Here is a 26,714-nt window from a genome sequence, read left to right as displayed (position 1 = left end):
TGTTTCACGAAAGGGGAACGCAGCGCATGACAGTCTTGATCGCCGGCGCCGGGATCGCCGGTCTTTCTCTGGGGCTTACTCTGCACCAGATCGGGGTGCCGTTCCGCATCTTCGAATCGGCCGCGCAGCTTCGCCTGCTGGGCGTCGGCATCAACCTGCAGCCGAACGCGGTGCGCGAACTGTTCGACCTCGGGCTCGAGGCCGAACTGGACATGATCGGCGTTCGCACCCGGCAATACGGGTTCTACTCCAAACACGGCAAGACGATCTGGGAAGAGCCGCGCGGCCAATGGGCGGGCTACGACTGGCCGCAATTTTCGGTGCATCGTGGCAAGCTGCAACTGGTGATGTTCTCGGCGCTGGTGGGCCGGGCTGATCTGAACCACGTCCGCACCGGTGCCCGCGCGGTGGGCTATGAGACCCGCGCGGATGGCGCGACGCTGCTGCTGGAGAACGGCGAACGGGTCGAGGGCAGCCTCGTCATCGCCGCCGACGGTATCCATTCCGCCCTGCGCGCGCAGATGTATCCTGACGAAGGCGAACCGATCTGGAACGGCCGCATCCTGTGGCGCGCCACGACCGAGGCCCCGGCCCTTTTTCGGCGGCGGCGCGATGGTGATGATCGGCCATGACAGTTTGCGATTCGTGGCCTACCCGATCTCGGATCCCGACCCGGAAACCGGCATCGCCACGATCAACTGGATCGCGGAAAAGCAGTTCCCGCTGGATGCCGACTGGAAAAAGGAGGACTGGAACCGGCAGGCGGACATCAACGACTTTCTGCCGCTGTTCGATGATTGGAGGTTCGACTGGATCGACGTGCCGGCCCTGATCGAGGGGGCCGATGTGGTCTATGAATACCCGATGGTGGACCGCGACCCCCTGCCGCGCTGGACCGACGGGCGCGTGACGCTGATGGGGGATGCCGCCCATCCGACCTATCCCGTGGGGTCGAACGGGGCGAGCCAGGCGATCATCGACGCCCGCGTGATCGGCGCCAAGCTGCTGGAGCATGGACTCACCCCCGCCGCGCTGGAAGCCTATGAGGCCGAAGTCCGCCCGGTCACCACCGCCGTGGGCCTTGCCAACCGCGCGGGCGGCGGGCCGGACGCCGTGCTGCAATGGGTCGAGGACCGCTGCGGCGGCGCGTTCGATACCATCGACGACGTGATCCCGCGCGAAGAACTCGCCGCGCACGCGGCGAAATACAAATCCATTGCCGGGTTCTCGATCGAAGAGCTGAACGCGCGCCCGCCGATCATACCGGAAGGCGCGCGGGTCAACCGCTAGAACGCCATCGCCGCCTGCACCGCCCGCTGCCAGCGGGCATAGCGCGCCTCGCGTTCGCCGGCGCCCATGCCGGGCGTGAACCGCCGGTCCAGCGCCCATGTCTGGGCGAACCCGTCCATGTCGGGGTAGACGCCGGCCTTCATCCCCGCCAGCCATGCCGCCCCCAGCGCGGTGGTTTCCTGCATCACCGGCCGGTCCACCGGCGCGCCCAGCAGGTCCGACAGTCGCTGCATGGTCCAGTCAGAGGCGCTCATCCCGCCATCGACCCGCAGCACCACCTCCGCGCCGCCGCTCCAATCCGCCTGCATCGCGCCCAGCAGGTCGCGGGTCTGGAAACCGACGCTTTCCAGCGCCGCGCGGGCGAACTCGGCCGGGCCGGAATTGCGCGTGAGCCCGAACATCGCCCCCCGGCAATCGGGATTCCAATAGGGTGCCCCCAGCCCGGTAAAGGCGGGCACCAGGATCACGTCCTGCGCCGGATCGGCCTGCTGTGCCAGTTCGCCGGACTGCGCGGCGCTGTCGATGATGCCCAGCCCGTCGCGCAGCCATTGCACCGCCGCCCCGGCGACGAATATCGACCCCTCCAGCGCATAGGTCCGCTTGCCGTCCAGCTGGTAGGCAACCGTGGTCAGCATCCGGTTCTTCGACGCGACCGGAGTCTCGCCGGTGTTGAGCAGCGCGAAACAGCCCGTGCCATAGGTGGATTTCATCATCCCCGGCGCGAAACAGGCCTGTCCGATCGTGGCCGCCTGCTGGTCGCCGGCCACGCCCAGGATCGGCACCGCGCCGCCCAGAAGCGCCGGATCGGTCGTGCCGAAATCGGCAGAACAGTTGCGCACCTCGGGCAACAGCGACATCGGCACGTCCAGCAGGCCGCAGATCTCCTCGCTCCACGCCCCCGAATGGATGTCGAACAGCAGCGTCCGCGCCGCGTTGGTGGCATCGGTCGCATGCACCTTGCCGCCGGTGAGCCGCCAGATCAGGAACGAGTCGATCGTGCCGAATGCCAGCTCTCCGCGGCCGGCCCTTTCTCGGGCATCGGGCACGTTGTCAAAGATCCAGCGCACCTTGGTGCCCGAGAAATAGGGGTCCAGCAACAGACCCGTTCGGGCGGTGATCTGCGCCTCGTGGCCTTCGCGGCGCAACGTTTCGCACAGGCGCGCCGTGCGCCGATCCTGCCACACGATGGCATTGTGAATCGCCTTGCCGGTGGCCCGGTCCCAGACCACCGTGGTTTCCCGCTGGTTGGTGATGCCGATGCCGGCCAGATCGGCAGCCGACAGGCCGGCCTTGTCCAGCGCCCCGCGACAGACTGCCACCGTGGTCCGCCAGATTTCTTCGGGATCATGCTCGACCCACCCCGCCTGCGGATAGTGCTGGGTGAATTCCTGTTGGGCGATCGCGACGACTCGCATTCCTCTGTCGAACAGGATTGCGCGGGTCGATGTGGTGCCCTGGTCGATGGACAGGATATGGCTCATGCGGTGTCTCCCCCGGTTCGATTTGCGGGGACGTTAGACCAATGTCCGCCGACTTGAAAACAGCCTGCCGCGCGCGAGAAACGGATTGCGCCCACTTCCTTCATCTTGCCTGAAATACTCCGGGGGAGCGCGAGGGGGCAGCGCCCCCTCGTATCGGTCGGATTGGCGCAGCCAATCCGAAACCAATGCCGTGTCCGGATGCAGTCGGATCAGCAGTCCTGCAAAACCGGCACGGCCAGGTTGTCGATCAGCCGGATCCCCTCCATCCAGGCTGCCGCGAACAGCCGCGCCGGTCGATCGGGCCGCTCGATCCGTGCCAGATCCTCCTCTGCCCGCAGATCCAGATACTCGACCTCGGAAAATCCCGCCTCCTTCAGCCTGATGCGCGCCACGGTCGCCAGCCCCTCAAAGGCGCGCCCCTCGGCCAGCCCGGCCACCACGTCCCGCATCACGGCATTCAGCGACGCCGCCCTTTCCCGCGCCTCCGCCGACAGGCGCAGGTTGCGCGACGACATCGCCAGCCCCGACGGCTCGCGCACCGTGGGGCAGGCGTTGATCTCGACGGGGATGTCCAGATCCCGCGCCATCCGCCGCACGATCTTGAGCTGCTGGAAATCCTTTTCTCCAAAGAACGCCCTGTCGGCTCCCGTCTGCAGGAACAGCTTGGCGCAGACCGTCGCCACCCCGTCGAAATGGCCGGGGCGGAAGGCACCTTCCATCACGTCGGTCAGACCCGCCACCGACACGGTGGTGGCAAAGCCTTCGGGATAGACCTGGTCGGCATCCGGCGCCCAGATCGCGTCCACCCGATGGGCCGACAGTTTCTCCGCATCCTCGTGTTCGGTGCGGGGATAGTTGGCCAGATCCTCGGGGTTGTTGAACTGTTTGGGGTTGACGAAGATCGTCACGATCACGCGGTCGCAGGCGGCGCAGGCCGCCTCGACCAGCGACAGGTGGCCCGCATGCAGCGCGCCCATGGTCGGCACCACGCCGATCACCTCGCCCGCGCGTTTCCATTCGGCGGTCACCGCCCGCAGGTCGGCCAGTTTGCGCAGGATCGGCGCGTTCATTGCTTCGCTCCCTTCGCCGGGACGGTGTCGGCAAAGACATGCTCGGCCGCCGGAAAGGTCCGCGCGCGCACCTCGGCGGCGTATGTGGCGATCGCGGCCTCGGCCTGAGCGCCCAGATCGGCATAGCGCTTGACGAATTTCGGCTTGAACGCCTGGAAAAAGCCCAGCATGTCATCGACCACCAGAACCTGCCCGTCGCAGCCTGCCGACGCGCCGATGCCGATGGTGGGGATCGGCACCTCCGCCGTGATCCGGTCGGCCAGACCCTGCGGCACCTTCTCCAGCACCACGGCGAAGGCGCCCGCTTCGGCCACCGCGCTTGCATCGGCCAGCACCCGCGCGCCGTCGTCGTCGCGGCCCTGCACGCGATAGCCACCCAGAGTGTTGATCGACTGCGGCGTCAGCCCCACATGCCCCATCACCGGAATCCCCCGCGCCACGAGAAAGGCGATGGTGTCGGCCATGTGCTGCCCGCCTTCGAGCTTGACCGCGCCGGCGCCGGTTTTCGCCATCAGCCTCGCGGCATTGCGAAAGGCCTGCGCCGGGCTTTCCTCGTAAGTGCCGAACGGCATGTCGATCACCATCATCGCCCGGCTAAGCCCACGCGCGACGGCGCGCCCGTGCAGAATCATCATCTCCATCGTCACGCCGAGCGTCGAAGGCAGCCCATGCAGCACCATGCCCACGCTGTCGCCCACCAGAACGAAGTCGCAATGGGCATCCATCAGCTGCGCCATCGGCGTGGTATAGGCCGTCAGGCTAACGATCGGTTCGCCCCCCTTGCGGGCGCGGATGTCTTCGGCCGTGGGGGCGGGCTTTGGGGGATTTGCGCTCATCTTCGGTCCGTTCGCGGTTCGGATTGGCGCCCCGAATAACACGCCGCAGCGCAGCGATCCACTGCGGTAGCGCCAACAAATCCTTGATCGGTTTGCAATTTGCGGAAAGACTTTGCGTCACAAGGCCGGTTTCGGGCCGGTCCCAAGGCGATACAGCAGGGGGGATTTCGGCATGGGTTTCAACATTTTCAGGCGCGGCATGGGCTCGGCCCTTGCCCTTTCGGCGGCCATCTGGGCCGGCGCGGCGTCGGCACAGGGCGATATAACCGTGGCGATGCAGCTCGAGCCGCCGCATCTGGATCCGACCTCGGCGGCGGCGGGGGCGATTGATTCGGTTCTCTATTCCAATGTGTTCGAGGGGCTGACCCGGTTCATGGGCGACGGGTCGATCGTGCCGGGGCTGGCGAAAAGCTGGGACATTTCCGACGACGGCACGGTCTATACCTTTCACCTGCACGAGGGCGTGACCTTCCATGACGGCACCACCATGGATGCCGAGGACGTGAAGTTCAGCCTCGACCGCGCCCGGGCCGAAGACAGCGCCAACGCCCAGAAAGCGCTGTTTTCCGGGATTGAAAGCGTCGAGGTGGTGGACCCGCTGACCGTGCGCGTCACGCTGAAGGAGCCCAACGGCAATTTCCTGTTCAACATGGCCTGGGGCGACGCGGTGATCGTCGCCCCCGAAAGCATCGACGGCATCAAGCAGCATCCCGTCGGCACCGGGGCCTTCAAGTTCTCCAGCTGGGTGCAGGGCGACAGGATCGAGCTTGTGAAAAACCCCGATTACTGGGGCACGCCGGCGAAGCTGGACCATGTGACATTCAAGTTCATCAGCGATCCGACCGCCGCCTTCGCCGCGGTGATGGCCGAAGACGTGGATGTTTTCACCGGCTTTCCCGCGCCGGAAAACCTGCCGCAATTCGAGGCCGACCCGCGCTTTCAGGTTCTGGTGGGCTCGACCGAGGGCGAAACGATCCTCTCCACCAACAACAAGCAGCCGCCTTTTGACAACGTGAAGGTGCGCGAGGCCGTGGCCCATGCGATCGACCGGCAGGCGCTGATCGACGGGGCGATGTTCGGCTATGGCACACCGATCGGCACCCATTTCGCGCCGCATCACCCGGCCTATGTGGACCTGACGGACCTGTCTGCATACGATCCCGACCTCAGCCGCAAGCTGCTGGCCGAGGCCGGGTTCCCGGACGGGTTCGAAACCACGCTGCACCTGCCGCCGCCGTCCTATGCCCGGCGCGGGGGCGAGATCATCCAGGCACAGCTTGCCGCGGTCGGCATCAAGGCCGAGATCATCAACGTGGAATGGGCGCAATGGCTGGAAACCGTATTCCGGGGCAAGAACTATGCCCTGACCATCGTCAGCCATACCGAGCCGATGGATATTGGTATCTATGCCCGGCCCGATTACTATTTCCAGTATGACAACCCCGATTTTCAGGCGCTGATGAAGGAGCTGAACGCCGCCACGGACCCGGCGAAGCGGACGGAACTGCTGCAAAAGGCGCAGCGGATCATCGCCGAGGATTACGTCAACGGCTATCTGTTCCAGCTGCCGGCGCTGACGGTGGCCAAGGCGGGCGTGCGGGGGCTCTGGGCCAACGCGCCGACCCAGGCCACCGACCTGACGGCGGTCTATTGGGAGAACTGATCCTTGCGGTCCGGCGCGCATTCTCGGCGCCGGGCCGGACGGACCCAAGGGGGCCGCAACGCATTGGAGCGATTTGCATGCGCAACTGGATCCTGGTCGCCGGACTGATTCTTCATCTGGCCTTGCCGGTTCTGCCCGGTCCGGCAGCGGCCGAGGGGCTGTCCACGACCGGCGCGGCACCGGTGTCGCGGCCTCCTGCCCGGCCGCTCGATGTGGGGGTCGGGATCAAGATCGACCAGATCACTTCGGTCGATCAGAAATCCGAGAATTTCGGCGCGGTGGTGTCGCTGCGGATGGTGTGGGATGCGCCGGAACTGGCCTTCGATCCGGCCGGCGAGGGGGGCGAGGTCAAGGTGATGCAACCCGACGACCTGATCGATCTGGCGCGCGAGCGGGGGGCGCCTGTGCCCTGTTTCGTGGTGGAGAACCAGCAGTCGAACCGCTGGATCCATCAGGCGGTGGTCGCCGTGGATTCCGGCGGCGGGATCCGGTATTTCGAGAAGTCCTCTTTGACGCTGCAGGCACCCTATTTCAACTTTCGCCGCTATCCCTTTGACACGCAGACCTTCTTCTTCGAAATCATGTCGGTCTATCCGTCTCAGTGGGTGCATTTCTACCCGCTGGAGGATGTCTCGGGCCTGGGCGAATTGCTGGGCGAGGAGGAGTGGGTCTTTGGCAATGCCCGGATGCAGCTTTCCTCGCAGCCCGGTCTTTCCGGGCAGGAGAGCGATCGCATGGCATTGCGGTTCGAGGCGCATCGGCAATTCAGTATTATGCGCTGCGGATCTTTTTGCCGATTCTGATCCTGATCGTGGTGGGGTGGAGTTCGTTCTTTCTGGAGGATTACAGCAAGCGGATCGAGATCGCCGGCGGCAACCTGCTGGTCTTTGTCGCGTTCAACTGGGCGATCGCCGCGGACTTGCCCAGACTGGGTTATGTGACCTTCCTCGATTTTCTGCTGCAATGCGTGTTCCTGGTGACCGGGGCGATCGTGGTGTTCAACGTGCTGCTCAGCCGACTGGAGGCGAAGGGACGCGCCGGGGCCGCTGCGCTGGCCGACAAATACGTGGTCAAGTGGATCTATCCCTTTGGCTATGCCGGCGTGGTCCTGTTCGCGGCCTATTACTATTTGTGGACGGGATGAGAGGCCTGCCTGTCATGCGGGGTGCAGGTTTTCGGATCGGCACCGCCGATCCGACCGATGCGAGGGGGCGCTGCCCCCTCGCGCTCCCCCGGAGTATTGCGGGCAAGATGAAGAGACGAGGCATACAGGCCCGCCCGCCCGGAGCGGTTCCAACGCTCTGTCTCGTGGGCTAACCTGTCGGCCATGCTGCGCTATTCGCTCAAACGCCTGGCTTCGCTGATCGTCAGTCTTGCGGTGGCGAGTCTGGTCATCTTCTCGGTGGTCGAGGTGGCACCGGGCGATCCGGCGCGTTTCATGCTGGGGATCAATGCCCAGCCCGACACGGTGGCGGCGCTGCGGGCGGAGTTGGGGCTGGACGTGCCGAAATGGCAGCGATACCTCGATTGGGTCGGCGGCATGGCGACGGGGGATTTCGGCACTTCCTACACTTATCGGACCCCGGTGGCGCAGATGGTGGCGGACCGGCTGTGGGTGTCGCTGCCGCTGGCGCTCTATGCGCTCATGCTTTCGACGCTGATTGCCTTTCCCGCAGGGATCTTTGCGGCCGCCCGTCGCGGCAGGCCGGCGGATGCTGCCGTGATGGGGGTGACGCAGCTGGGCATCGCGATCCCGAATTTCTGGTTCGCGATGATGCTGGTGCTGATCTTCGCAATCAAGCTGCGGCTCTTCGGCGCGGGCGGTTTCGCCGGATGGGACAAGGGGGCCTGGGCGGCAATGAAATCGCTGACGCTGCCGGCCGTCGCGCTGGCCCTGCCGCAGGCGGCGATTCTGGCGCGGGTGATGCGCTCGGCGCTCTTGGACGTTCTGGGCGAGGACTACATGCGCACCGCCCGCGCCAAGGGGCTGAGCCGCCGCCAGGCCCTGTGGCGGCACGGGGTGCGCAACGCGCTGATCCCGGTGCTGACGATCATCGGGTTGCAGTTTTCCTTTCTGCTGGCCGGGTCGATCATCATCGAACAGGTATTCTATCTGCCCGGCCTTGGCCGGCTGGTGTTCCAGGCGATTTCCTCGCGCGATCTGATCGTGGTGGAATCGGTGGTGATGCTGCTGGTATTCGCCGTGATCGTGGTGAATTTCCTCGTCGATCTGGCCTATGCCGCGGTGGACCCGCGGCTGAGGAGCCGGACATGAGCCGCAATCTGATCCTTGGCGCGGCGCTGTCGTCGCTGATCCTTGCAGCGGCGCTGATCTCCTTCGTCTGGACGCCCTACGACTTTGCCGCGATGAACATCCCCGAGAAGCTCCAGACGCCGAATGCGCGGCACTGGTTCGGCACCGACCATTTCGGGCGCGACATGTTTTCGATGATCATGGTGGGCGCGCGCACCTCGATCGCGGTGGCGTTGGTGGCGGTGGGGATCGGCATGGGGCTGGGCGTGCCGCTGGGGCTGGCGGCGGCGGCGCGCAAGGGGTCATGGCTGGACGAGGTCATCATGCGCGGCAACGATCTGGTATTTGCCTTCCCGAGCCTCGTCATCGCGATCCTGATTACCGCAGTCTACGGCGCGGGCGCGATCAATGCGATCATCGCCATCGGCATCTTCAACATCCCCGTCTTTGCCCGCATCACGCGCGGGGCGGCTCTGTCACTGTGGGAGCGCGAATTCATCATGGCCGCGCGGGTCGCGGGCAAGTCAGATGCGAGGATTTCCGTCGAGCATATCCTGCCCAACGTGGTGAATCTGCTGATCGTGCAGGGAACGATCCAGTTCAGCCTCGGTATTCTGGCCGAGGCGGGGCTCAGCTATGTCGGCCTGGGCGCGCAGCCGCCCACGCCCAGTTGGGGGCGGATGCTGGCGGATGCGCAGACGATGGTCAGTTTCGCGCCACATCTTGCGCTGATTCCGGGGCTGGCGATCATCGTCACCGTGCTGGGCCTGAACCTTATGGGGGATGGGTTGCGCGACTGGCTGGACCCGCGGATCCGGGCGGCGCGGGCATGAGGTGGACGATCTTGCGCAGCAGTCGCCGACCTGCTCCGCCCGGCGGGAACCGCCGGGCAGCGCCCGCCCGCCCCCCAGGCGGGCGCTTTCGCGCCCACCACGGGCGGCCGCCGCCCTTGTCACACAAGGCAAGAGGGGCGATGGGATGACGGAGTCCCTTCTTTCCATCTCCGACCTTTCGCTGGAGATCGGCGCGCTGCCGGTGCTGAAGGGCGTTTCGCTGTCGGTCGCGCCGGGCGAGATCGTGGCGGTGACCGGCGAATCCGGCTCGGGCAAGTCGATGACGGCGCTGTCGGTGATGGGGCTGCTGCCCGAACGCGCCGTGACGCGCGGTGCGATTCGTCTGGGCGACCGGGATCTGCTGGCGCTGGACGAGGACGCGATGTGCGCGATCCGGGGGCGTGACATCGGCATGGTGTTCCAGGAGCCGATGACGGCGCTGAATCCGGTCAGGACCATCGCCGATCAGGTGATGGAGACGATCCTGATCCACCGCGCGATGGCCCGCGATGCCGCCCGTGACCGTGCTCGCGAGGTTCTCGACCGCGTGGGCCTGCCGGCGGACCGCTTTCCCCCGTCGCGCTATCCGCATGAACTCAGCGGGGGGCAGCGTCAGCGGGTGGTGATCGCCATGGCCATCGCGTTGCGCCCGAAGCTCCTGATCGCGGACGAGCCGACCACGGCTCTGGACGTGACCACGCAGGCGCAGATCCTCGATCTGTTGAAGGGGCTGGTGGCGGATTACGGCATGGGAATGCTGATGATCACCCATGACCTGGCGGTGGTGGCGGACATGGCCGACCGGATCGTGGTCATGCGCCGGGGCCAGGTGGTGGAAGCAGGTTCCACGCGCGCGCTGCTGGCGAACATGCGTCACCCCTATACGCGGATGCTGTTCGAGGCGTCCGTCCATGCGGTCGATCTGCCAGACCCGCCGCCGCCCGCGCCGCTGTTGCAGGTGAAGGGCGTCAGCCGCGACTACCGCCTGCCGCGCAGGCGGCTGTTTCGCGATCCGGGCCATTTCCGTGCGGTGCGGAATGTAAGTTTCGTTCTCAACCGTGGTGAGCGGCTGGGGCTGGTCGGCGAGTCGGGCTGCGGCAAGTCCACGCTGACGCGGGCGATTCTGGGGCTGGAGCCGGTGCAGGAGGGCGAGATCCTGCTGGATGGCGAGCCGGTCTGGACGGGGCATCGGCCGAACCTTGCAGTGCGGCGGAAGATGCAGGTGGTGTTTCAGGACCCTTACGGCAGTTTCAACCCGCGGCACCGGGTCGAGCGGCTGATCACCGAGCCGTTTCATCTGCTGGACGATCCGCCGAAGGGTGCGGCGCGGCGCGCGGCGGTGGCCGAGGCGTTGCGGGCGGTGGGGCTTTCGCCCGAGGACGCGGGCAAATACATCCACGAGTTCTCCGGCGGGCAGCGGCAGCGGATCGCGATTGCGCGGGCGCTGATCATCCGGCCCGAGCTGATTTTGTTCGACGAGGCGGTATCGGCGCTGGACGTGTCGGTGCGGGCGCAGATTCTGGACCTGCTGGCCGATCTCTGCCGGGAATATGACCTGACATACATCTTCATCAGCCATGATCTGAGCGTGGTGCGTTCGGTGACCGATCGGGTGCTGGTGATGAAGGCGGGCGAGATCGTGGAAGAGGGCGCGACGGAAGACGTGTTTTCGGCCCCGCGCCATCCCTATACGCGGGCGCTGATAGCGGCGGCGCCGCGGTTGCCCGATGTCGGCGTCGGCGAGCGCTGAGATGGCAGCGGAACGGCTTCGCCGTTGCCTCCGGCGGGGGTATTTGGGACCAGAAAGAAGCGGGAGGGAGGATTTGATGGGAGAGGCGATGTGGTTCGATCCGGGGATGTGCCTGATCGGCGGGGAATGGGTTCCGCCCATGGAAGGGGGCACCTTGTCGTTGGTCAACCCTTCGGACGGATCGGAGATCTGCCGGATTGCGCGGGGCAGGGTGCGGGACGTGGATGCCGCAGTGGCGGCGGCGCGGGAGGCGCTGGCGAGCGCGTGGGGCGGGATGGCGGCCTTCGAACGGGGACGGATTCTGACCCGGCTGGGGCAGCTGGTGCTGGAGCGGGTCGAGGAGCTGGCGCGGCTGGAGGCGATGGATGTGGGCAAGCCGCTGACCCAGGCGCGCAACGATGCGATCGCGCTGGCGCGGTATTGCGAATTCTACGGCGGCGCGGCCGACAAGGTGATGGGGGAGACCATTCCCTATCTGGGCGGTTACACCGTCTATACGTTGCGCGAGCCGCACGGGGTCACGGGGCATATCGTGCCGTGGAATTACCCCATGCAGATCATCGGTCGCTCGGTCGGGGCGGCGCTTGCGATGGGCAATGCCTGCGTGCTGAAGCCTGCGGAAGAGGCGTGCCTGACGGCGCTGGCATTCGCCGATCTGGCGGTGCGCGCGGGGCTGCCGGCGGGCGCGCTGAACGTGGTCCCGGGTCTGGGGGGGGAGGCCGGGGCGGCGCTTTCGGCGCATCCGGGCGTCAACCATGTCAGCTTTACCGGCTCGGTGGCCACCGGCGCGCGGGTGCAGGCGGCGGCGGCGCGCAACGTGGTGCCGGTGACGCTGGAACTGGGGGGCAAGTCGCCCCAGTTGGTGTTCGACGACACCGATCTGGACGACGCCCTGCCGTTTCTGGTCAATGCGGGCTGTCAGAATGCGGGCCAGACCTGTTCAGCCTCTTCGCGAATTCTGGCCCAGCGCGGTGTTTACGAAGAGGTCAGGGCGCGGATGGCGGCGGCCTATGGCGCGCTGACCGTTGGGCCGGCGCTGGAGGATCTGAAGGTCGGACCGCTGATCTCGGCCCGGCAGAAGGAGATCGTCGAGGGGTTCCTGGCGCGCGGCGCGGACCTGCCCGTGGCGGGGCAGGGCGTGATCGTCGATCACGCGCCTGCCGCCGGGGCCTATGTGCGGCCGACGCTTTTTGCCGACGTGCCGCCCGAGCATCCGCTGGCGCAGGAGGAGATTTTCGGCCCGGTTCAGGTGTTGATCCCGTTCGAGACCGAAGAAGAAGCGGTTCGGATCGCGAATGGTACCGGCTATGGGCTGGTGGCGGGGATCTGGACCCGCGACGGGGCGCGGCAGATGCGGCTGGCCAGGCGGCTGCGTGCGGGGCAGGTGTTCATCAACAATTATGGCGCCGGCGGCGGGGTGGAACTGCCATTCGGCGGGGTCCGCAAGTCGGGTCATGGCCGCGAAAAGGGGTTCGAGGCGCTTTACGGGTTTTCGACGCTCAAGACGGTCGCGGCGCGGCATGGATAATGCAGGACGCGCGGGGGTGGCCGCGCCGGACGGGGGCGAGGGGGTTTTCCACCCCCTCGCGCTCCCCCGGAGGATATTTGTCGCAAGAGGATGAGGGGAGACGGCGGGCCGAGGCGTCCAGGGGTCGGCGTGTATATGCAGGCCTGGAAGCGGTTCAGAAGTTTCCCGCCAGCAACACCAGCGTTGCGCCGACCGCCAGCCCTGCGAGCGCGGGCCAGACCCCCGAGCGCCGCCCCGGCGCCGGGTCGTCCCGCGCGGGGTTGGCCTGGGCGATCAGGGCGGCCTCGACCATGCCGGGCAGGCGCGGGCCGAAGCGGGCCAGAACGCGGGCGGTCTTCAGCAGGTCCGCGGCGACCGCTCGCGGGCCGATGGATTGCTTGATGTAATCCTCGACCACCGGGCGGGCGACCTGCCAGATATTGATATGCGGGTCCAGCGAGCGGGCCACGCCCTCGACCACGACCATGGTGCGCTGCAGCAGGATCAGTTCGGTCCGGGTCTGCATCCCGAACTTCTCGGTCACTTCGAATAGATAGCTCAGGAGCCGGCCCATCGAAATATGTGCGGCATCCATGCCGAAGATCGGCTCGCCCACGGCGCGCAGGGCGCGGGCGAATTCGTCCACGTCGCGGTCGGCGGGGACGTAGCCCGCCTCGAAATGCACCTCGGCCACGCGGCGGTAGTCGCGCCTGATGAAGCCATAGAGGATCTCGGCATAGACCCGGCGGGTGTATTCGTCGATATGGCCCATGATGCCGAAGTCATAGGCCACGATGTCCCCGTCAGGTGCCACCTTCATGTTGCCCTGGTGCATGTCGGCGTGGAAATAACCGTCGCGCAGGGCGTGCCGCAGGAACAGGGTCAGGACCCGTTCGCCCAGTGCCCGGCGGTCATGGCCGGCGGCGTCCAGCGCCGCGTTGTCGCCCAGCGGCACGCCATCGACCCAGCCCAGCGTCATTACCCGCCGCGCCGAGTAGGCCCACATCACCGGCGGCAGGCGGAAGCCTTCGTCGTCCTTCGTGTTGGCGGCGAATTCCGACGCCGCGGCGCTTTCCAGCCGCAGGTCGAGCTCGCCCTGCACCACGCCGTCGAAATGGGTGATCACGTCGATCGGGCGCAGGCGGCGGGTGCCGGGGATCAGTTTCTCGATCACGCCGGCGGCAAAGTAGAAGGCGTCGATGTCGCGGCGAAAGGCGCGTTCGATGCCGGGGCGAAGCACCTTGACCGCGACCTCTTCTCCGGTTTCGACCAGACGCGCCTTGTGCACCTGCGCGATCGAGGCCGCTGCGATGGGTTCGCTGAACTCCGAAAACATTTCCGACAGCGGCCGTTCCAGTTCGCGTTCGACTTCGGCCATGGCCTCTTCGCGTGGGAAGGGGGGCAGCTTGTCCTGAAGCACGCGCAGGTGGTCGGCCAGCTCCTGCCCGACCACGTCGGGGCGGGTCGAAAGCACCTGCCCGAATTTGATGTAGGCCGGCCCCAGCGCGGTCAGCGCGCGGGTCGCGGGGGGCATGGACGGGTCGCCCTTGTAACCCAGCCACATGAAGGGTTTGCCCAACGCATGGGCGAGGAAGCGGATCGACCGGGGCGCCTCGAACGCGTCCAGCACCACCTTCATCGCGCCGGTGCGTTCCAGCGTGGCGCCGGTGCGGATCAGCCGCCAGATGTTGTGGGGGCCGCGCATCTCAGAGTTTCCATCCCGAATGCAGGGCGGCGATGCCCATGGTCAGGTTGCGATACTTGGCGTTCCCGAACCCTGCCTGGCGGACCATGCCGAGGAAGGTTTCCTGATCGGGAAAGCGGCGGATCGATTCCACCAGGTATTGATAACTGTCCCGGTCATTCGCGATCAGCTGTCCCATGCGCGGGATCACGTTGAAGCTGTAGAGGTCGTAGAGCTTCTGCATCGCGGGATTCGGCAATTGGCTGAATTCCAGCACCATCAGCCGCCCGCCGGGGCGCAGCACGCGGAAGGCTTCGTTCAGGGCGTCCTGGGGTCGCGTCACGTTCCGGATGCCGAAACTGATCGAGTAGACGTCGAACGTGTTGTCCGGAAACGGCAGCGCCATCGCGTCGCCCACCACCCAGTCGAGGCTGTCGGCCATCTGCGCGGCTTCGGCCCGTTTGCGGCCCTCGACCAGCATCGGCTCGGTCAGATCCAGCACGGTGGCGTGACCGTGGCCGGCGCGTTTCAGGAACCGGAAGGAAATGTCGCCGGTCCCCCCCGCGACATCCAGCAGCCGCTGGCCCGGGCGCGGTGCCAGCCAGTCCATCATCGCATCCTTCCAGACGCGGTGGATGCCGGCGCTCATCACGTCGTTCATGATGTCGTATTTCGATGCGACCGAGTTGAACACGCCCTGCACGCGGCTGGCCTTTTCATCCTCGGGCACGGTCTGGAACCCGAAATGGGTGGTCTTGTCGCTTGTCTCGGCCATGGCGTTTGCCCATTGTCGCAGTCGCCCCCGTTATAGGCGTGTTGCGGCCGGGCACAATGGCGGCGCCCAAAGGAGAGACAGGAAAATGCCCGAACTGCCAGAGGTCGAGACAGTCCGTCGCGGGCTGGCCCCGGTGATGGAGGGGCAGGTGATCGCACGCGCCGACATCAACCGCCCCGATCTGCGCTGGCCTTTCCCGGATCGCATGGCCGAGCGGCTGACGGGGCGGCGGGTCGAGCGCCTGCGGCGGCGGTCGAAATACATCCTCGCCGATCTGGATGGGGGGGAAACCCTGCTGATTCACCTCGGCATGTCGGGCCGGATGACCGTTTCGGGCGACCCGTTGGGCCGGTTCGTGCACGACCACCCGGCGCGTCAGAAACATGATCATGTGGTGCTTCACATGGGCTCTGGCGCCCGGGTTACCTTCAACGACCCGCGCCGGTTCGGGGCTATGGACCTGTTCCCGACCGAGGCCGCCGAGGCGCACCGCCTGCTGACGGGGCTGGGGCCTGAACCCCTGGGCAACGCTTTCGACGAACCCTACCTCGTTGCCGCGCTGAAGGGACGCCAGACCGCGATCAAGGCGGCGCTGCTGGACCAGCGAATCGTGGCGGGGCTGGGCAACATCTATGTGTGCGAAGCGCTCTATCGCGCCCGAATCGACCCGCGCCGCAAGGCCGGGCGGATCGCGGCCGGACGCGTCACCGCGCTGGTGCCGGTGATCCGGCAGGTGCTGCAAGATGCGATCGCCGCGGGCGGATCGTCCCTGCGCGATTTCCGGCAGGCGGACGGGGAGTTGGGCTATTTCCAGCACAGTTTCGATGTCTACGGGCGCGAGGGCGAACCCTGCCGGACCCCCGGCTGCGCGGCCACGATTCGCCGCATCGTGCAGGGTGGGCGGTCCAGCTTCTACTGCCCGAAATGCCAAAGATAGCTTGAACCATGTCCCCTGCGTGGTAAGGAATCGCCCCTGACAGTGAACAACCGAAAGCAGATTCCATGGCCTTTGAGACGATCATCGTCGAGATCGAGGACCACGTCGCCCTGATCAGACTGAACCGCCCGGATGCGCTGAACGCGCTGAATACCCAGCTTCTGGGGGAACTCTGCCAGGCGCTGGAAGAGGCCGACGCCAACGACAAGGTGCGCTGCATCGTCATCACCGGTTCGGAACGCGCCTTTGCCGCTGGGGCCGACATCAAGGAGATGTCCACCAAATCCTATGTCGAGGTGTTCACCGAGAACCTCTTTGCCGATGCCAATGACCGCATCGCCGCGATCCGCAAGCCGATCATCGCCGCGGTGGCGGGCTATGCGCTGGGCGGCGGGTGCGAGCTGGCCATGATGTGCGACTTCATCATCGCCGCCGACACAGCCAAGTTCGGCCAGCCCGAGATCAACCTGGGCGTCATCGCCGGCATGGGTGGATCGCAGCGTCTGACGCGCTTTATCGGCAAGTCCAAGGCGATGGACATGAACCTGACGGGCCGTTTCATGGACGCCGAAGAGGCCGAACGCAGCGGGCTGGTCAGCCGCGTCGTGCCGGCCAAGAAACTGATCGAAGAGGCGCTGGCCGCAGCTCAGAAGATCGCCGAGAAGTCGATGATCGCGGTCATGGCCGCCAAGGAATCGGTCAACCGCTCCTACGAGCTACCGCTGTCCGAAGGCATGCTGTTCGAGCGTCGCGTGTTCCATTCGCTGTTCGCGACCGAGGATCAGAAGGAAGGCATGGCGGCCTTCCTTGAAAAGCGCGAGCCGCAGTTCCGCGACAAGTGACGCGCGGGCCGGTCGGGATCGTGCGGGAATCGGGGCAGGCCGCCGCGCCTGCCCTTTTCATTTCGTGGGCGGCAGGCGCGTGGGCGACAGCGGGCGCTTTCGCGTCTCGAGGATCAGCATGGTGGTTGTTTCCGCCACGCCGGGCAACTGCTTGAGCCCTTCGAGGATGAAGGCCCGCAATTCGTCCACGTCGCGCACCATGACCCGCAGCACATAGTCGAGACTGCCCGCCACCAGCAGCGTTTCGGTGATCTCGGGCAGGGTGTCGATCGCATCCAGAAACGCCTTGACGTCCTCGGGCGTCTGCCGCGCCAGCCGCACCGTGACCAGCGCATTGACGCCGAACCCCAGCGCCTCGGTATTGATGCGCGCGCCGTAGCCCGTGATCACCCCCGACTCTTCAAGCCGTTTCAGCCGGCGGCTGCAGGGCGTCGGCGACAGATTGACCCGCTCGGCCAGTTCGAGATTCGAAATGCGCCCCTCGGCCTGGAGAATCTCGAGGATGCGAAGATCTATGGAATCAAGTTCGATCATGGTCATTTTCTCTGCCTAATTGGTACTTGATAGGGAAATATTGCGCAATATCGCGCAAAGTTGAGGAAAAATGCAAGGATTCACCCTGTGAAAGGGTGTATTCTTGGGTCAGAGTTTTCAGTGGGAGGAGAACCCATGGCGGACGTTTTTTTGCATCCATCCTACGACGAACACGAACAGGTTCTGTTCGTGTCCGACCGCTCCTGCGGCCTGCGGGGGATCATCGCGTTGCATGACACCACGCTTGGCCCCGCGGCGGGGGGCTGCCGGATGTATCCCTATGCTTCGGAGGAGGCGGCACTGAAGGACGTGCTGCGCCTGTCGCGCGGCATGACCATGAAGAACGCGCTGGCCGGCCTGCCGCTCGGGGGCGGCAAATGCGTGATCATCGCCGACCCGGCCGCGGCCAACAAGCATGACCTGCTGCGGGCTCTGGCCCGGCAAGTGCAGCGTCTGGGCGGCCGCTACTGGACCGCGATCGACGTGGGCGTCGGCCCGGCGGATGTGGACGTGATGGCCGAGGAATGCGAGTTCGTGTTTACTCGCGCCTCGGAATTCGCCGACGACGATCCGCCGGCGCATTATACCGCGCTGGGCGGGTTCCACGGGATCCGGGCGCTGGCGGCCTATCTGCGGGGGGCGGACAATCTGGCAGGGCTGAAGGTCGCGGTTCAGGGCGTCGGTCAGACCGGGGCCGATCTGATCGGCCAGCTGGTCGCCGCCGGGGCCGAGCTGGTGGCGACGGACGTGAACGAGGCCGCGCTTCGTCGCGTGGTCGAACAGCACGGGATCCGTGCGGTGGCGCCCGATGCGATCTACGACCAGGACGTGGACGTGTTCGCTCCCTGCGCGCTGGGCGGGATCCTGAACGACGACACGATTCGACGTCTGCGCTGCAAGGGGATCGCGGGGCTGGCCAACAATCAACTCGAGCGGCCGGAGCATGGTCGGGCGTTGATGGAACGCGGCATTGCCTACGCGCCCGACTTCGTGGTGAACGCGGGCGGTGTGATGCGCGGCTCGCTGCCGATCTTCGCCGCCCATGACCGGGATCTTGCGCTGCGCAAGATCAAGGGGATCTACGACACCGTTCTGGAGATCCTGCGCCGGTCCGAGGCCGAGGGTGTGCCCGCCGAGGAGATCGCCGAGCGAATCGCGCTTGAGCGGATCCGTGGCGGCCACGCGATGGCGGCCTAGGAAAATGCGCGCCTGCGGCGCACGCCATGGGCCGGGTATGAGGGGCGCTGCCCCTCATGCTCCCCGGAGTATTTTCGGCAAGATGAAGGACTGAAGAGACCCAAGGATTTCCGGTTGGCAAACGGCTTGAAGTCCGTTAAACGGCGCCGTCATACATGCGCGTGCAGCCCGCTCAGGCTAGAATCACCCCGGCCGGGATCGGCCTGTTTCGGGTTCGGCATGCGCAAGGAACGAACCGGACCCGAATCGAGGTAGATAGATCATGGCCAATTCGCCGCAAGCAAAGAAGCGCGCTCGTCAGAACCAGAAGCGCTATGCCGTCAACAAGGCGCGCCGTTCGCGCATCCGCACCTTCCTGCGCAAGGTCGAGGAAGCAATCGCCTCGGGCGACAAGGAGGCCGCGCAGGCCGCTCTGCGCGCCGCCCAGCCCGAACTGATGCGCGGAGTCACCAAGGGCGTGTTTCACAAGAACACCGCCGCGCGCAAGATGTCGCGCCTGTCGGCGCGGGTGAAGGCGCTGGGCTGATCGTCCAGGGGGAACCCCCGAGAAAACGAGATCAGGACAAGGCGTTGCCTCGGGCGACGCCTTTTTTCGTTGATGTAGCGGCTTGATGTTTTGCTGCGCCTGCGAGAGATTCTTTGCTCCGGAATCCCGAGTCAACAGCATAGTTTCGTTGCCCGGACAGGGAGGGAATTGCTATCCCGTAGTCAGCGATTCACTCGCTTGGGGGGACAGGCGGCACCCGTATCCGGGCTTCGGGCTTTGTCCGGAGAAGGGGCAGTCAGAAGGTTCGGTGAAGCAAGAACCGGATGTCTGCAGCGCTTTCGGCTTGGCCGAGCGCCCTGTCAGAAACATGACTGTGACGGTTATTCGCGGTGGATACCTGCGTTCCGCCGCAAGGATTGGGTGTTTTTCTTGGCAATGGAACCCGTCGGTGTTCCGTGCTGCTGTGTGGTCGCAATCGTGGGCCCGTGTGAGTCGGTGAATCGGTACTGGCGGATGCCGGATACAAAGATGCCGGAGATGGGGCCGGCCATAATGCGGGACACATGAGGCGTTTGATGACCGAGGAAAAATGGGGACAGCTCAGACAGAAACTTCGAAAGACCGTCGGCAGGAACAACTACACGACCTGGATCGAGCCGCTTGAATTCGTCGAGCTTGAAGACGGCGTGGCGGTTTTCGAGGTGCCGACGAATTTCATGGGCAATTATGTCAGCCAGAATTTCTCGGACGTGATCCTGTATCAGTTGAATTCCTCGGGCGAATCGGTCCGGCGCATTGCCTTCCGAACGGCTTCGAACAAGCCTACGCGTCCCCGCGCCGAAAGCGACGGCAAGGACAAGGGCGCCGCCCGCCCCATCGCGGCCGAGTCCTCGCGCGTGCCGGGCAACGGCATTTCGGGCAGCGAAAAGCGGCTGGCGGACGACCTGCTGGCCGCCCCTCTGGATGCGCGGTTCACCTTTGACACTTTCGTCGTCGGCAAGCCTAATGAACTGGCCCATGCCGCTGCCCGCCGCGTGAGCGAAGGCGGCCCCGTTACCTTCAATCCGCTGTTCCTTTACGGGGGCGTGGGGTTGGGCAAGACCCATCTGATGCACGCGATCGCGTGGGAACTGCGCGCCCGGCGTCCCGACATGAACGTGGTCTATCTGTCGGCGGAACAGTTCATGTATCGCTTTGTCCAGGCGCTGCGGGAAAAGCGGATGATGGACTTCAAGCACCTGTTCCGTTCGGTCGATGTGCTGATGGTGGACGACGTGCAGTTCATCGCCGGCAAGGACAGCACGCAGGAGGAATTTTTCCACACGTTCAACGCCTTGGTGGATCAGAACAAGCAGATCATCATTTCCGCCGACCGCGCGCCCGGCGAGATCAAGGATCTCGAAGAGCGGGTGAAGTCGCGCCTGCAGTGCGGGCTGGTGGTGGATCTGCATCCGACCGATTACGAACTGCGGCTGGGCATCCTGCAAAGCAAGGTCCAGCAGTACCGGGCGACCTATCCGGATCTGGAGATCTCCGATGGGGTACTGGAATTCCTCGCGCATCGGATCTCGACCAATGTGCGCGTGCTGGAAGGGGCGCTGACCCGGCTTTTTGCCTTCGCATCGCTGGTGGGGCGCGAGATCGACATGGATCTCACCCAGGACTGTCTGGCCGACGTTCTGCGCGCGTCGGATCGGAAGATCACGGTCGAGGAAATCCAGAGGAAGGTTGCCGAATACTACAACATCCGGCTTTCCGACATCATCGGCCCCAAGCGGCTGCGGTCCTATGCGCGGCCGCGTCAGGTGGCCATGTATCTGTGCAAGCAACTGACCAGCCGTTCGTTGCCGGAAATCGGCCGCCGCTTCGGCGGGCGAGACCATACGACGGTGATGCACGGTGTGCGCCGGATCGAGGAACTGACCCAAACCGACGGGCAGCTGGCCGAGGATGTGGAACTGCTGCGCCGGGCGTTGGAGGCCTGAGCGCGGCGAAGGGCCGGGCAAAGGACCGGCGAGATCGCCGGCCTTGCCGGTCGGGGCGCCGGTGGGTCAGGGGCGCAGTGCCTCGACCTCGCGGGCCATGTCTTCGGCCAGTTCCTCGATCTCGTGCCGCAGAGCGCCGCGATGCAGTTCGAACCGAAGCGCCGTGACATTCGCCTGATAGCGGCGCGCCAATCGGTCCGGGTCGGCGTCCGGGGGCAATTCGCCGACATCGCGGGCGGCGCGAAAGGCCTGGGCGAACTCGCCGCGCATCTGCACCAGATAGTCCCGGGTGACGGCGGCTATCTTTGGGTCGGTCGCCTGGGTGTCCACTAGGGTCTTGGTCAGCATGCAGACCCGCCGCGCCGCGTCGTCCGGCGAGATCCGGACATAGGCCCGCAGGTTGTCGGCCAGCGCCGCCAGTGGCGATCGAGATTGTGCGACCCGTTCCCGGAACCGTTCGCGTGACGTCTCGAAATACCGCTTCAGAGCAAGAAGATACAGGGTTTCCTTGCTCGAGAAGGCGGCGTAGATGCTGCCGGGTTTCATGTTCAGCGCGGCTTCGAGATCCTTCAGCGAGGTCGCGTGATACCCCTTGCGCCAGAACAGAACCATCGCCGCCTGCAGGGCGGTGTCGCGATCATATGCGGCTGCGCGCGCCATGTGTTCAGCCCTCGTGCTCGGCCAGGTGGTTCAGGATTCTGGCATAATTTTCGACGCCCTGCGCGCCGGTGACAAGATGGCGCGATCTGAAAATCATGGCGGGAACGCCCCGGATCCCCTGGTTTACCCAGAATCCTTCATGCGCCCGCACGTCGCGCGCGAAACGCTGGTTGCGCAGAACCTCCAGGGCTGTGTCGCGGTCCAGCCCGGTTTCGCCGGCGATGTCGGCCAGAACCTCGATATCCGACAGGTCGCGCCCGTGGGTGAAATGGGCGGCGAACAGCGCCATCTCCAGTTCATGCGCCCGTCCCAGCTCGCGCGCCCAGTGCAGCAATTGGTGCGCGGTGAAGGTGTTGTGCATCCTCATGTCGTCGGAGAACCGGAACTCGAAGCCCAGTTCGGCGCCCAGTGCCGTGATCTGACTGCGAGTCTGTCGCGACTGCTGGGCCGTGATGCCGTATTTCTCGATCAGGTGGTCGCGCAGGTTCTGCCCTTCGCGCGGCATGTGCGGGTTCAACTCGAAAGGGTGCCAGTGAATTTCATGCGCCGTGCCGGTTTCCTCCAGCGCCCGCGCCAACTGGCGATAGCCGATCACGCACCAGGGACACATCACGTCCGACACGATGTCGATGCGAAGGGGATCCGGGCTCATGGTCGTGTTTCCTGTCCGTGACGGTCAGCTGGCCGCTTGCGCCGGATCGGCGCGGGTCCAGGCTTGTTCTTGAATACCCTTTCCCCGGCGTTCGGGCCAAGCGATAAGCGTAATTCGACATCACCTTTTGCGCCAGGCCAAGGATCGCTTCAAGCGCGTTCTCGGTGGTGAACCCCGTATCCGGGAACGCTTGAGCGTCGGTGTCATCGACCGGACCCCGGTTGCGCACCGGTTTGAGCATAAGGTCCCGATGCGCCTCGGACCGGGGCGTCGGCAGCGGCGTTCAGTTATGCCACGCTTCGGTGATGGCACTGCCCATCTGCATCATGCGGGCCATGCCGGAACGGGCGGCCACGGGGCGGGCGGCGCCTATGACGTCAGCGTCGCCGCCGCGCTGTCGTCCAGCCCGGTGCCGTCGAGGATGCCGGCGCTGATGAGGCCAAGCCCCATGGCCGGACTGCTGCCCGGAGCGCCTCCACTGACCGGGGCGAACGGTCCGGCGCTGCCGGGCGGCGGCGCCAGGCCGGGCAGGTCGCCATCGCCCGAAGGCGGGGCAAACAGCGCGGCCAGCGACAGGGCGCCCTGACCGTCGGATTGGGCGCTTTGCGTCTCGGCCGCGACGGTCGGCACCGGCAGCGCGTCATCGCTGGGAAGCGCGAGTTGCGACGGGGCGTCGGTGTCCGTCACCATCGCCGAACTGGCCGAGGCGACATGCACCTGTTCCACCACGCCGCCGGCGAACAACTCGATCTGATCGCCGGTGGTTGCCGGGTCTCCGTCCAGGTCGAAGACCGCGGTGGCCGCAAAGACGTTGACATCGCCCAGCAGCGCGTCGAGGCCGGGAATGTCCTGCAGGGAAATCGAGAAATCCAGCCCGCTGGTCTGTAGCGCGGGGCTGGTTTCGTCGGCAATCACGCCCTGATCGACGCCGTCCACGGTCAGCCGCAGCGAGAATTCGACCAGCTGGGCGTTGAACAGTGGCGTCTGGGCAAAGGCATTTTCCAGCGCCGCCGGATCGGTGACCGTGGTTGCGGTTCCGTCCGAGTCCACCGCATTCAGGTTGGTCAGGTTGACGTTGCTGCCGATCGCGAAGGCCTCGATATCAACGTCATTGCCCGCGGTCAGATCGGCCAACGCGCCCTGCCAGTCCTGGCTTTCCGGGTACGGGTTGCCGTCGGTCAGGAAATAGAGAATCCTGGAGTCCCCCGGCGCGGCACCCGCGAACAGCCCGGCGGTGGCGTCAAAGGCCGCCTCCCAGTTGGTTCCGCCCCCCTGGAAGGACAGCCCGTCCAGCGTCTCGGTCATCGCGTCGAAGTCATCGATCAGGTCGAAGGTGGCGGTGGTCTCGGCTCCGTTGCTGTAGGCAACGAAGGCGACATTGACCGGCGTGGCCGAACCCGTGAACTCGTCCCGCAGCGCCTCGAGTGCGCTGGAGACCGAGTCCTTCATGTCGTTCCAGCCCGAGGACGAAATGCTGCCGGAACTGTCCATCGCCACGACAAGGTGCACCTGCGCCGACGAAACCGGTGTCACGTCCAGCAGGAAGGTTCCGGGCGGGTCCCCGGGCGTGTCCGGATTGAAGGTGATAGATACCGGGACATCCGGCGGCAGCTGCGTTGTGTCCTGTTCGACCAGCACGGTCAGCGTTGCGCCGTCGGTTCCGCCGTGACCGTCGCTGACGGTGTAGGCCAGTGTATCCACCCCGTAAAAGCCTGTGTTCGGCGTATAGGTGATCGACCCGTCGCCGAACGACACGCTCCCGTTGGCAGGTGCGGTGGCGGCGGTGACCGACAGGGCGTCGCCGTCGGCGTCGGTGTCATTTCTCGTCACGTCCAGGGTGACGCCCGACCCTTGCGGCGTGACCGCGAAATCCGAGCGCGCCGCCGGGGCCTGGTTCGTGCCCTGGACGGTCACGGTAATGTCGTTCGTCGCCGTCGCGCCGTGCCGGTCGGTCGCGGTGACCTGGATGGTGACCGACCGCGTTTCGTCGGCAGCCAAGCCGTCGAAATCCGCCCCCGGGTCGAACCTCAGCGTGGTGCCGCTGATCGAGGCGGAGCCGTGCGATGGCTGACCCGTGACCGTGTAGGTCAGCGTGGCGCCGTCATCGTCGCCGTCCTGATCGCTGCCCAGCGCGGCCAGATCCAGAGTCGTCACCGGTCCGTTCTCCCGCGCAGCCAGCGCCCCGGCATTCAATGCGGGCGCGTCGTTGACCTCGGCGACGGTCACGGTGACCTGGCCGGCATCGGAACCGCCCCGTCCGTCGGCGACGGTGTAGGCAAAGCTGTCGGTGCCGTGAAAATCCGCATCCGGCGTGTAGGTGATCGAGCCGTCGGCGTTCAGGACCGCGCTGCCGTTGGCCGGCTGGGAGATCGCGCTGACCGCAAGCGGATCGCCATCGGTGTCGGCATCGTTGGCGGTGACGGCAAAGGTGACGGGGCTGTCCTCGTTTGTGGTCACGCTGTCGCCGGTGGCGACCGGCGCGTCGTTGACCTCGGCGACTGTCAGAGTCACGCCCGCCGAGTCGATGCCGCCGTTTCCGTCATCGATCGAGTAGACGAAGCTGTCGGTGCCGTGGAAATCCGCGTCCGGCGTGTAGCTGAAACTGCCATCGGGCGCGATCGTGAGCGTTCCATGTGCCGGAGAGGTGGCGATGCTCACCGTGAGCGGGTCATCCTCGACATCGGTGTCGTTGGCCAGAAGCGTGCCGGAAATGATGCCGTCCTCGGATCCGGCAAAGGCGTCGGGGGCAGCGTTCGGCGGGTCGTTCACCGGCTCGACATTGACCGTGACGGTCCCGGATACCGGCGTCCCGTCCGCGCCGGTCACCTGGTAGGAAAACGTGTCGGTTCCGAAAAAATCGGGCTCGGGGACGTACAGGAAGGTTCCGTCCTGAAGAACCGTGGCGCTGCCGTTCGACGGCGCGGTTTCGAGCGCGAAGCTGTCGGGGACGATGGCCGCCGTGTCGATGCCGATCTGCCCGGAAATGGGCGAGTCCTCGCCGGAATCCTCGGGACCCGATACCTCGATGTCGATGGCCTCGGCCGCGCGCAGCGGATCGCGCACGTTGTCAAGGTCGATCCGGCCTTCGTCGAAGGTGTCATCCGTGTCGGGATCCTGATCCTCGGGCTCGTTCGGCTCGTCCTGTTCAGGTGCGGGTCCGGGGAACCCGGTGTCGGGGCGCCCGCCCGCCCCCGGGCCGCCGCCCGAGCCCATCTCGACATAGGTCTGGCCGGCCTGGACCCGCTGCTGCGCGATCTGGTAGGCGGTCAGAGCATCGGCGATCAGCACCGCGTCGTCGCTGTCGTCACCGGCGGTTCGCGCCATTTCCAGCACCAGGTCATCGCTGGGAGAAATCACCCACATCGTATCAGTCGCGGTGATCGTGGTGATCAGGTTGTTGTCGAGATCGAACAGCTGGATCTGCCCGATGCTGCCGTCGGGGTCGCGGTTCAGCGCCACGGTGACGCGGGTCACTTCTTCGCTGCGCTCGATCTGGGCCGAGACGTTGGTGCCGCGGATGCCCATCGTTGCTGCGGGGGTTTCCACCGTCATGTCGCCGGTCTTGGCGACCTGGCCGGCGATGAACACGAAGCCGCCATTGATCAGATTGAAGGCTGCCGAGTTGTTCTCGCCCGCGGGATTGTAGACCAACTCGTCGATCACCATCCGAGACGATTCGGACATGGAAAAGATCGTGCCGTCCGCGAAGGTGAGCGACACCCGGCCGTCGGCATCGGTGGTCACCACGTCGCGGGCATAGATCTTGGAGCCGACCGCCAGCGTGTCGATGGTGCCGTCCAGCCGCTGAGCGCGCACGCTGCCGGTGACCGTTTCGACTTGACCGATCGGGATCGGCGCGGCGCCTGCGCCGGCCTGAACCAATTCGGCCCCGACCCCGGCGCCCGCCAGCAGGCGCACGGCATCGCCGTGCAGAACGCCGTTCTCGGCGGTGACCAGATCGGGTGGAGCCAGCCGCGTGAAGTAATCGGTGACAACGACGCGGTCACCGTCGACGGCGTCGATCCGCAAATCGGATCCCTGCCGCGCAAAGCGCGCCGAGAACAACTGAAACCCGGCAGGCAGAGTGACCGCCTCTCCGCCGATGTTCGCGGCAAGTGAAACAGCTTGATCGCCCGTTTCGAAAACGGTCTTGGCCGACGTAACCATCTCGGCCCCCCACCCAGAAAAACATCACCAATCCGCTCACATTAGCATGAAACGGAAATTTATCCTAAACTTACGGGGGTTTGGTGGAGTTGCGGCCGCACCTGTGGCAC

At 65.7% G+C, this 26,714-nt stretch carries 21 protein-coding genes and 1 pseudogene; 13 read left to right on the top strand and 9 right to left on the bottom strand.

Annotated elements, in window-relative coordinates; translation table 11 throughout:
• Positions 1-26 precede the first annotated feature (26 nt).
• Positions 27-1,290 (top strand): annotated as a pseudogene (locus C4S70_RS05570) (flavin-dependent oxidoreductase).
• On the opposite strand, the gene glpK reads toward C4S70_RS05570, so the two are convergent.
• From glpK to panB, 3 genes are all read right to left on the bottom strand, one after another.
• A complete protein-coding gene (gene glpK, locus C4S70_RS05565; protein ID WP_104007124.1) occupies positions 1,287-2,771 on the bottom strand; it encodes a glycerol kinase GlpK in 1,485 nt (494 codons plus the stop codon). The pseudogene C4S70_RS05570 and the gene glpK sit on opposite strands and share 4 nt — an antisense overlap.
• Positions 2,772-2,980: 209 nt before the next feature.
• Positions 2,981-3,841, bottom strand: a complete 861-nt coding sequence (panC, locus tag C4S70_RS05560) for a pantoate--beta-alanine ligase (RefSeq protein ID WP_104007123.1) — start codon at positions 3,839-3,841, stop codon at positions 2,981-2,983.
• Positions 3,838-4,677 (bottom strand): 3-methyl-2-oxobutanoate hydroxymethyltransferase, encoded by an 840-nt coding sequence (panB, locus tag C4S70_RS05555; RefSeq protein WP_104007122.1) that lies wholly within the window; start codon positions 4,675-4,677, stop codon positions 3,838-3,840. Before panB ends, panC begins: the two co-directional genes overlap by 4 nt.
• 172 nt (positions 4,678-4,849) lie before the next feature.
• Between panB and C4S70_RS05550 the strand changes: the two genes are divergently transcribed.
• The 7 genes from C4S70_RS05550 to C4S70_RS05525 all read left to right on the top strand — a co-directional run bounded on the left by C4S70_RS05550 (position 4,850) and on the right by C4S70_RS05525 (position 12,705).
• Positions 4,850-6,340, top strand: a complete 1,491-nt coding sequence (locus tag C4S70_RS05550) for an ABC transporter substrate-binding protein (RefSeq protein WP_235003725.1) — start codon at positions 4,850-4,852, stop codon at positions 6,338-6,340.
• A 77-nt stretch (positions 6,341-6,417) separates the two neighbouring features.
• Complete coding sequence (locus C4S70_RS05545) at positions 6,418-7,143, top strand: ligand-gated ion channel (protein ID WP_235003723.1); 726 nt, start codon at positions 6,418-6,420, stop codon at positions 7,141-7,143.
• Positions 7,131-7,484, top strand: a complete 354-nt coding sequence (locus C4S70_RS19020) for a hypothetical protein (protein WP_235003722.1) — start codon at positions 7,131-7,133, stop codon at positions 7,482-7,484. The genes C4S70_RS05545 and C4S70_RS19020 overlap by 13 nt, the downstream gene beginning before the upstream one ends.
• Positions 7,485-7,667: 183 nt before the next feature.
• Positions 7,668-8,615 (top strand): ABC transporter permease, encoded by a 948-nt coding sequence (locus C4S70_RS05540; protein WP_104007121.1) that lies wholly within the window; start codon positions 7,668-7,670, stop codon positions 8,613-8,615.
• A complete protein-coding gene (locus C4S70_RS05535; RefSeq protein ID WP_104007120.1) occupies positions 8,612-9,427 on the top strand; it encodes an ABC transporter permease in 816 nt (271 codons plus the stop codon). The genes C4S70_RS05540 and C4S70_RS05535 overlap by 4 nt, the downstream gene beginning before the upstream one ends.
• 145 nt (positions 9,428-9,572) lie before the next feature.
• Positions 9,573-11,177 carry an ABC transporter ATP-binding protein gene (locus C4S70_RS05530; RefSeq protein ID WP_104007119.1) on the top strand — a complete coding sequence of 535 codons (1,605 nt, stop codon included), beginning with the start codon at positions 9,573-9,575 and terminating at the stop codon, positions 11,175-11,177.
• Between the two features lie 76 nt (positions 11,178-11,253).
• On the top strand, positions 11,254-12,705 hold the full coding sequence (locus tag C4S70_RS05525; RefSeq protein WP_104007118.1) for an aldehyde dehydrogenase family protein: 1,452 nt from the start codon (positions 11,254-11,256) through the stop codon (positions 12,703-12,705).
• 154 nt (positions 12,706-12,859) lie between these two features.
• On the opposite strand, the gene ubiB is transcribed toward C4S70_RS05525, so the two are convergent.
• Together ubiB and ubiE are read right to left on the bottom strand one after the other, a co-directional pair.
• The gene (gene ubiB, locus C4S70_RS05520; protein ID WP_104007117.1) at positions 12,860-14,389 is read right to left on the bottom strand and encodes a 2-polyprenylphenol 6-hydroxylase; all 1,530 of its coding nucleotides are present in this window, start codon (positions 14,387-14,389) and stop codon (positions 12,860-12,862) included.
• A 1-nt stretch (position 14,390) separates the two neighbouring features.
• Complete coding sequence (gene ubiE / locus C4S70_RS05515) at positions 14,391-15,143, bottom strand: bifunctional demethylmenaquinone methyltransferase/2-methoxy-6-polyprenyl-1,4-benzoquinol methylase UbiE (protein WP_104007116.1); 753 nt, start codon at positions 15,141-15,143, stop codon at positions 14,391-14,393.
• An 85-nt stretch (positions 15,144-15,228) separates the two neighbouring features.
• On the opposite strand from ubiE, the gene mutM reads away from it, so the two are divergent.
• Together mutM and C4S70_RS05505 are read left to right on the top strand one after the other, a co-directional pair.
• Positions 15,229-16,080, top strand: a complete 852-nt coding sequence (gene mutM / locus C4S70_RS05510; RefSeq protein ID WP_104007115.1) for a bifunctional DNA-formamidopyrimidine glycosylase/DNA-(apurinic or apyrimidinic site) lyase — start codon at positions 15,229-15,231, stop codon at positions 16,078-16,080.
• A gap of 65 nt (positions 16,081-16,145) precedes the next feature.
• Positions 16,146-16,922 carry an enoyl-CoA hydratase gene (locus tag C4S70_RS05505; RefSeq protein ID WP_104007114.1) on the top strand — a complete coding sequence of 259 codons (777 nt, stop codon included), beginning with the start codon at positions 16,146-16,148 and terminating at the stop codon, positions 16,920-16,922.
• A gap of 57 nt (positions 16,923-16,979) precedes the next feature.
• Here C4S70_RS05505 and C4S70_RS05500 read toward each other — a convergent pair whose 3' ends face one another.
• Positions 16,980-17,462, bottom strand: coding sequence for an Lrp/AsnC family transcriptional regulator (locus C4S70_RS05500; protein WP_235003721.1), 483 nt, complete (start codon positions 17,460-17,462; stop codon positions 16,980-16,982).
• Between the two features lie 129 nt (positions 17,463-17,591).
• Here C4S70_RS05500 and C4S70_RS05495 point away from each other — a divergent pair, with 129 nt between their 5' ends.
• The 3 genes from C4S70_RS05495 (at position 17,592) to dnaA (ending at position 21,125) form a co-directional block, all read left to right on the top strand.
• Positions 17,592-18,653, top strand: coding sequence for a Leu/Phe/Val dehydrogenase (locus tag C4S70_RS05495; protein WP_104007113.1), 1,062 nt, complete (start codon positions 17,592-17,594; stop codon positions 18,651-18,653).
• Positions 18,654-18,915: 262 nt separating this feature from the next.
• Entirely contained in the window at positions 18,916-19,179 is a 264-nt protein-coding gene (gene rpsT / locus C4S70_RS05490) for a 30S ribosomal protein S20 (RefSeq protein ID WP_104007112.1), read from the top strand.
• A gap of 536 nt (positions 19,180-19,715) precedes the next feature.
• Positions 19,716-21,125: a chromosomal replication initiator protein DnaA gene (gene dnaA / locus C4S70_RS05485; RefSeq protein ID WP_104007111.1), complete on the top strand. Its 1,410-nt coding sequence runs from the start codon at positions 19,716-19,718 to the stop codon at positions 21,123-21,125.
• Positions 21,126-21,191: 66 nt separating this feature from the next.
• On the opposite strand, the gene C4S70_RS05480 is transcribed toward dnaA, so the two are convergent.
• The 3 genes from C4S70_RS05480 to C4S70_RS05470 all read right to left on the bottom strand — a co-directional run bounded on the left by C4S70_RS05480 (position 21,192) and on the right by C4S70_RS05470 (position 26,604).
• Positions 21,192-21,785, bottom strand: a complete 594-nt coding sequence (locus tag C4S70_RS05480; RefSeq protein ID WP_104007110.1) for a TetR/AcrR family transcriptional regulator — start codon at positions 21,783-21,785, stop codon at positions 21,192-21,194.
• Positions 21,786-21,789: 4 nt separating this feature from the next.
• The gene (locus C4S70_RS05475; protein WP_104007109.1) at positions 21,790-22,437 is read right to left on the bottom strand and encodes a DsbA family oxidoreductase; all 648 of its coding nucleotides are present in this window, start codon (positions 22,435-22,437) and stop codon (positions 21,790-21,792) included.
• Between the two features lie 369 nt (positions 22,438-22,806).
• Complete coding sequence (locus C4S70_RS05470; protein WP_104007108.1) at positions 22,807-26,604, bottom strand: Ig-like domain-containing protein; 3,798 nt, start codon at positions 26,602-26,604, stop codon at positions 22,807-22,809.
• Positions 26,605-26,714 lie beyond the last annotated feature (110 nt).

This window comes from Jhaorihella thermophila, assembly GCF_900108275.1.
Lineage (GTDB): Bacteria > Pseudomonadota > Alphaproteobacteria > Rhodobacterales > Rhodobacteraceae > Jhaorihella > Jhaorihella thermophila.
Note: the sequence above shows the minus strand (reverse complement) of the source record. Positions and strands in the feature narration are given on the sequence as shown.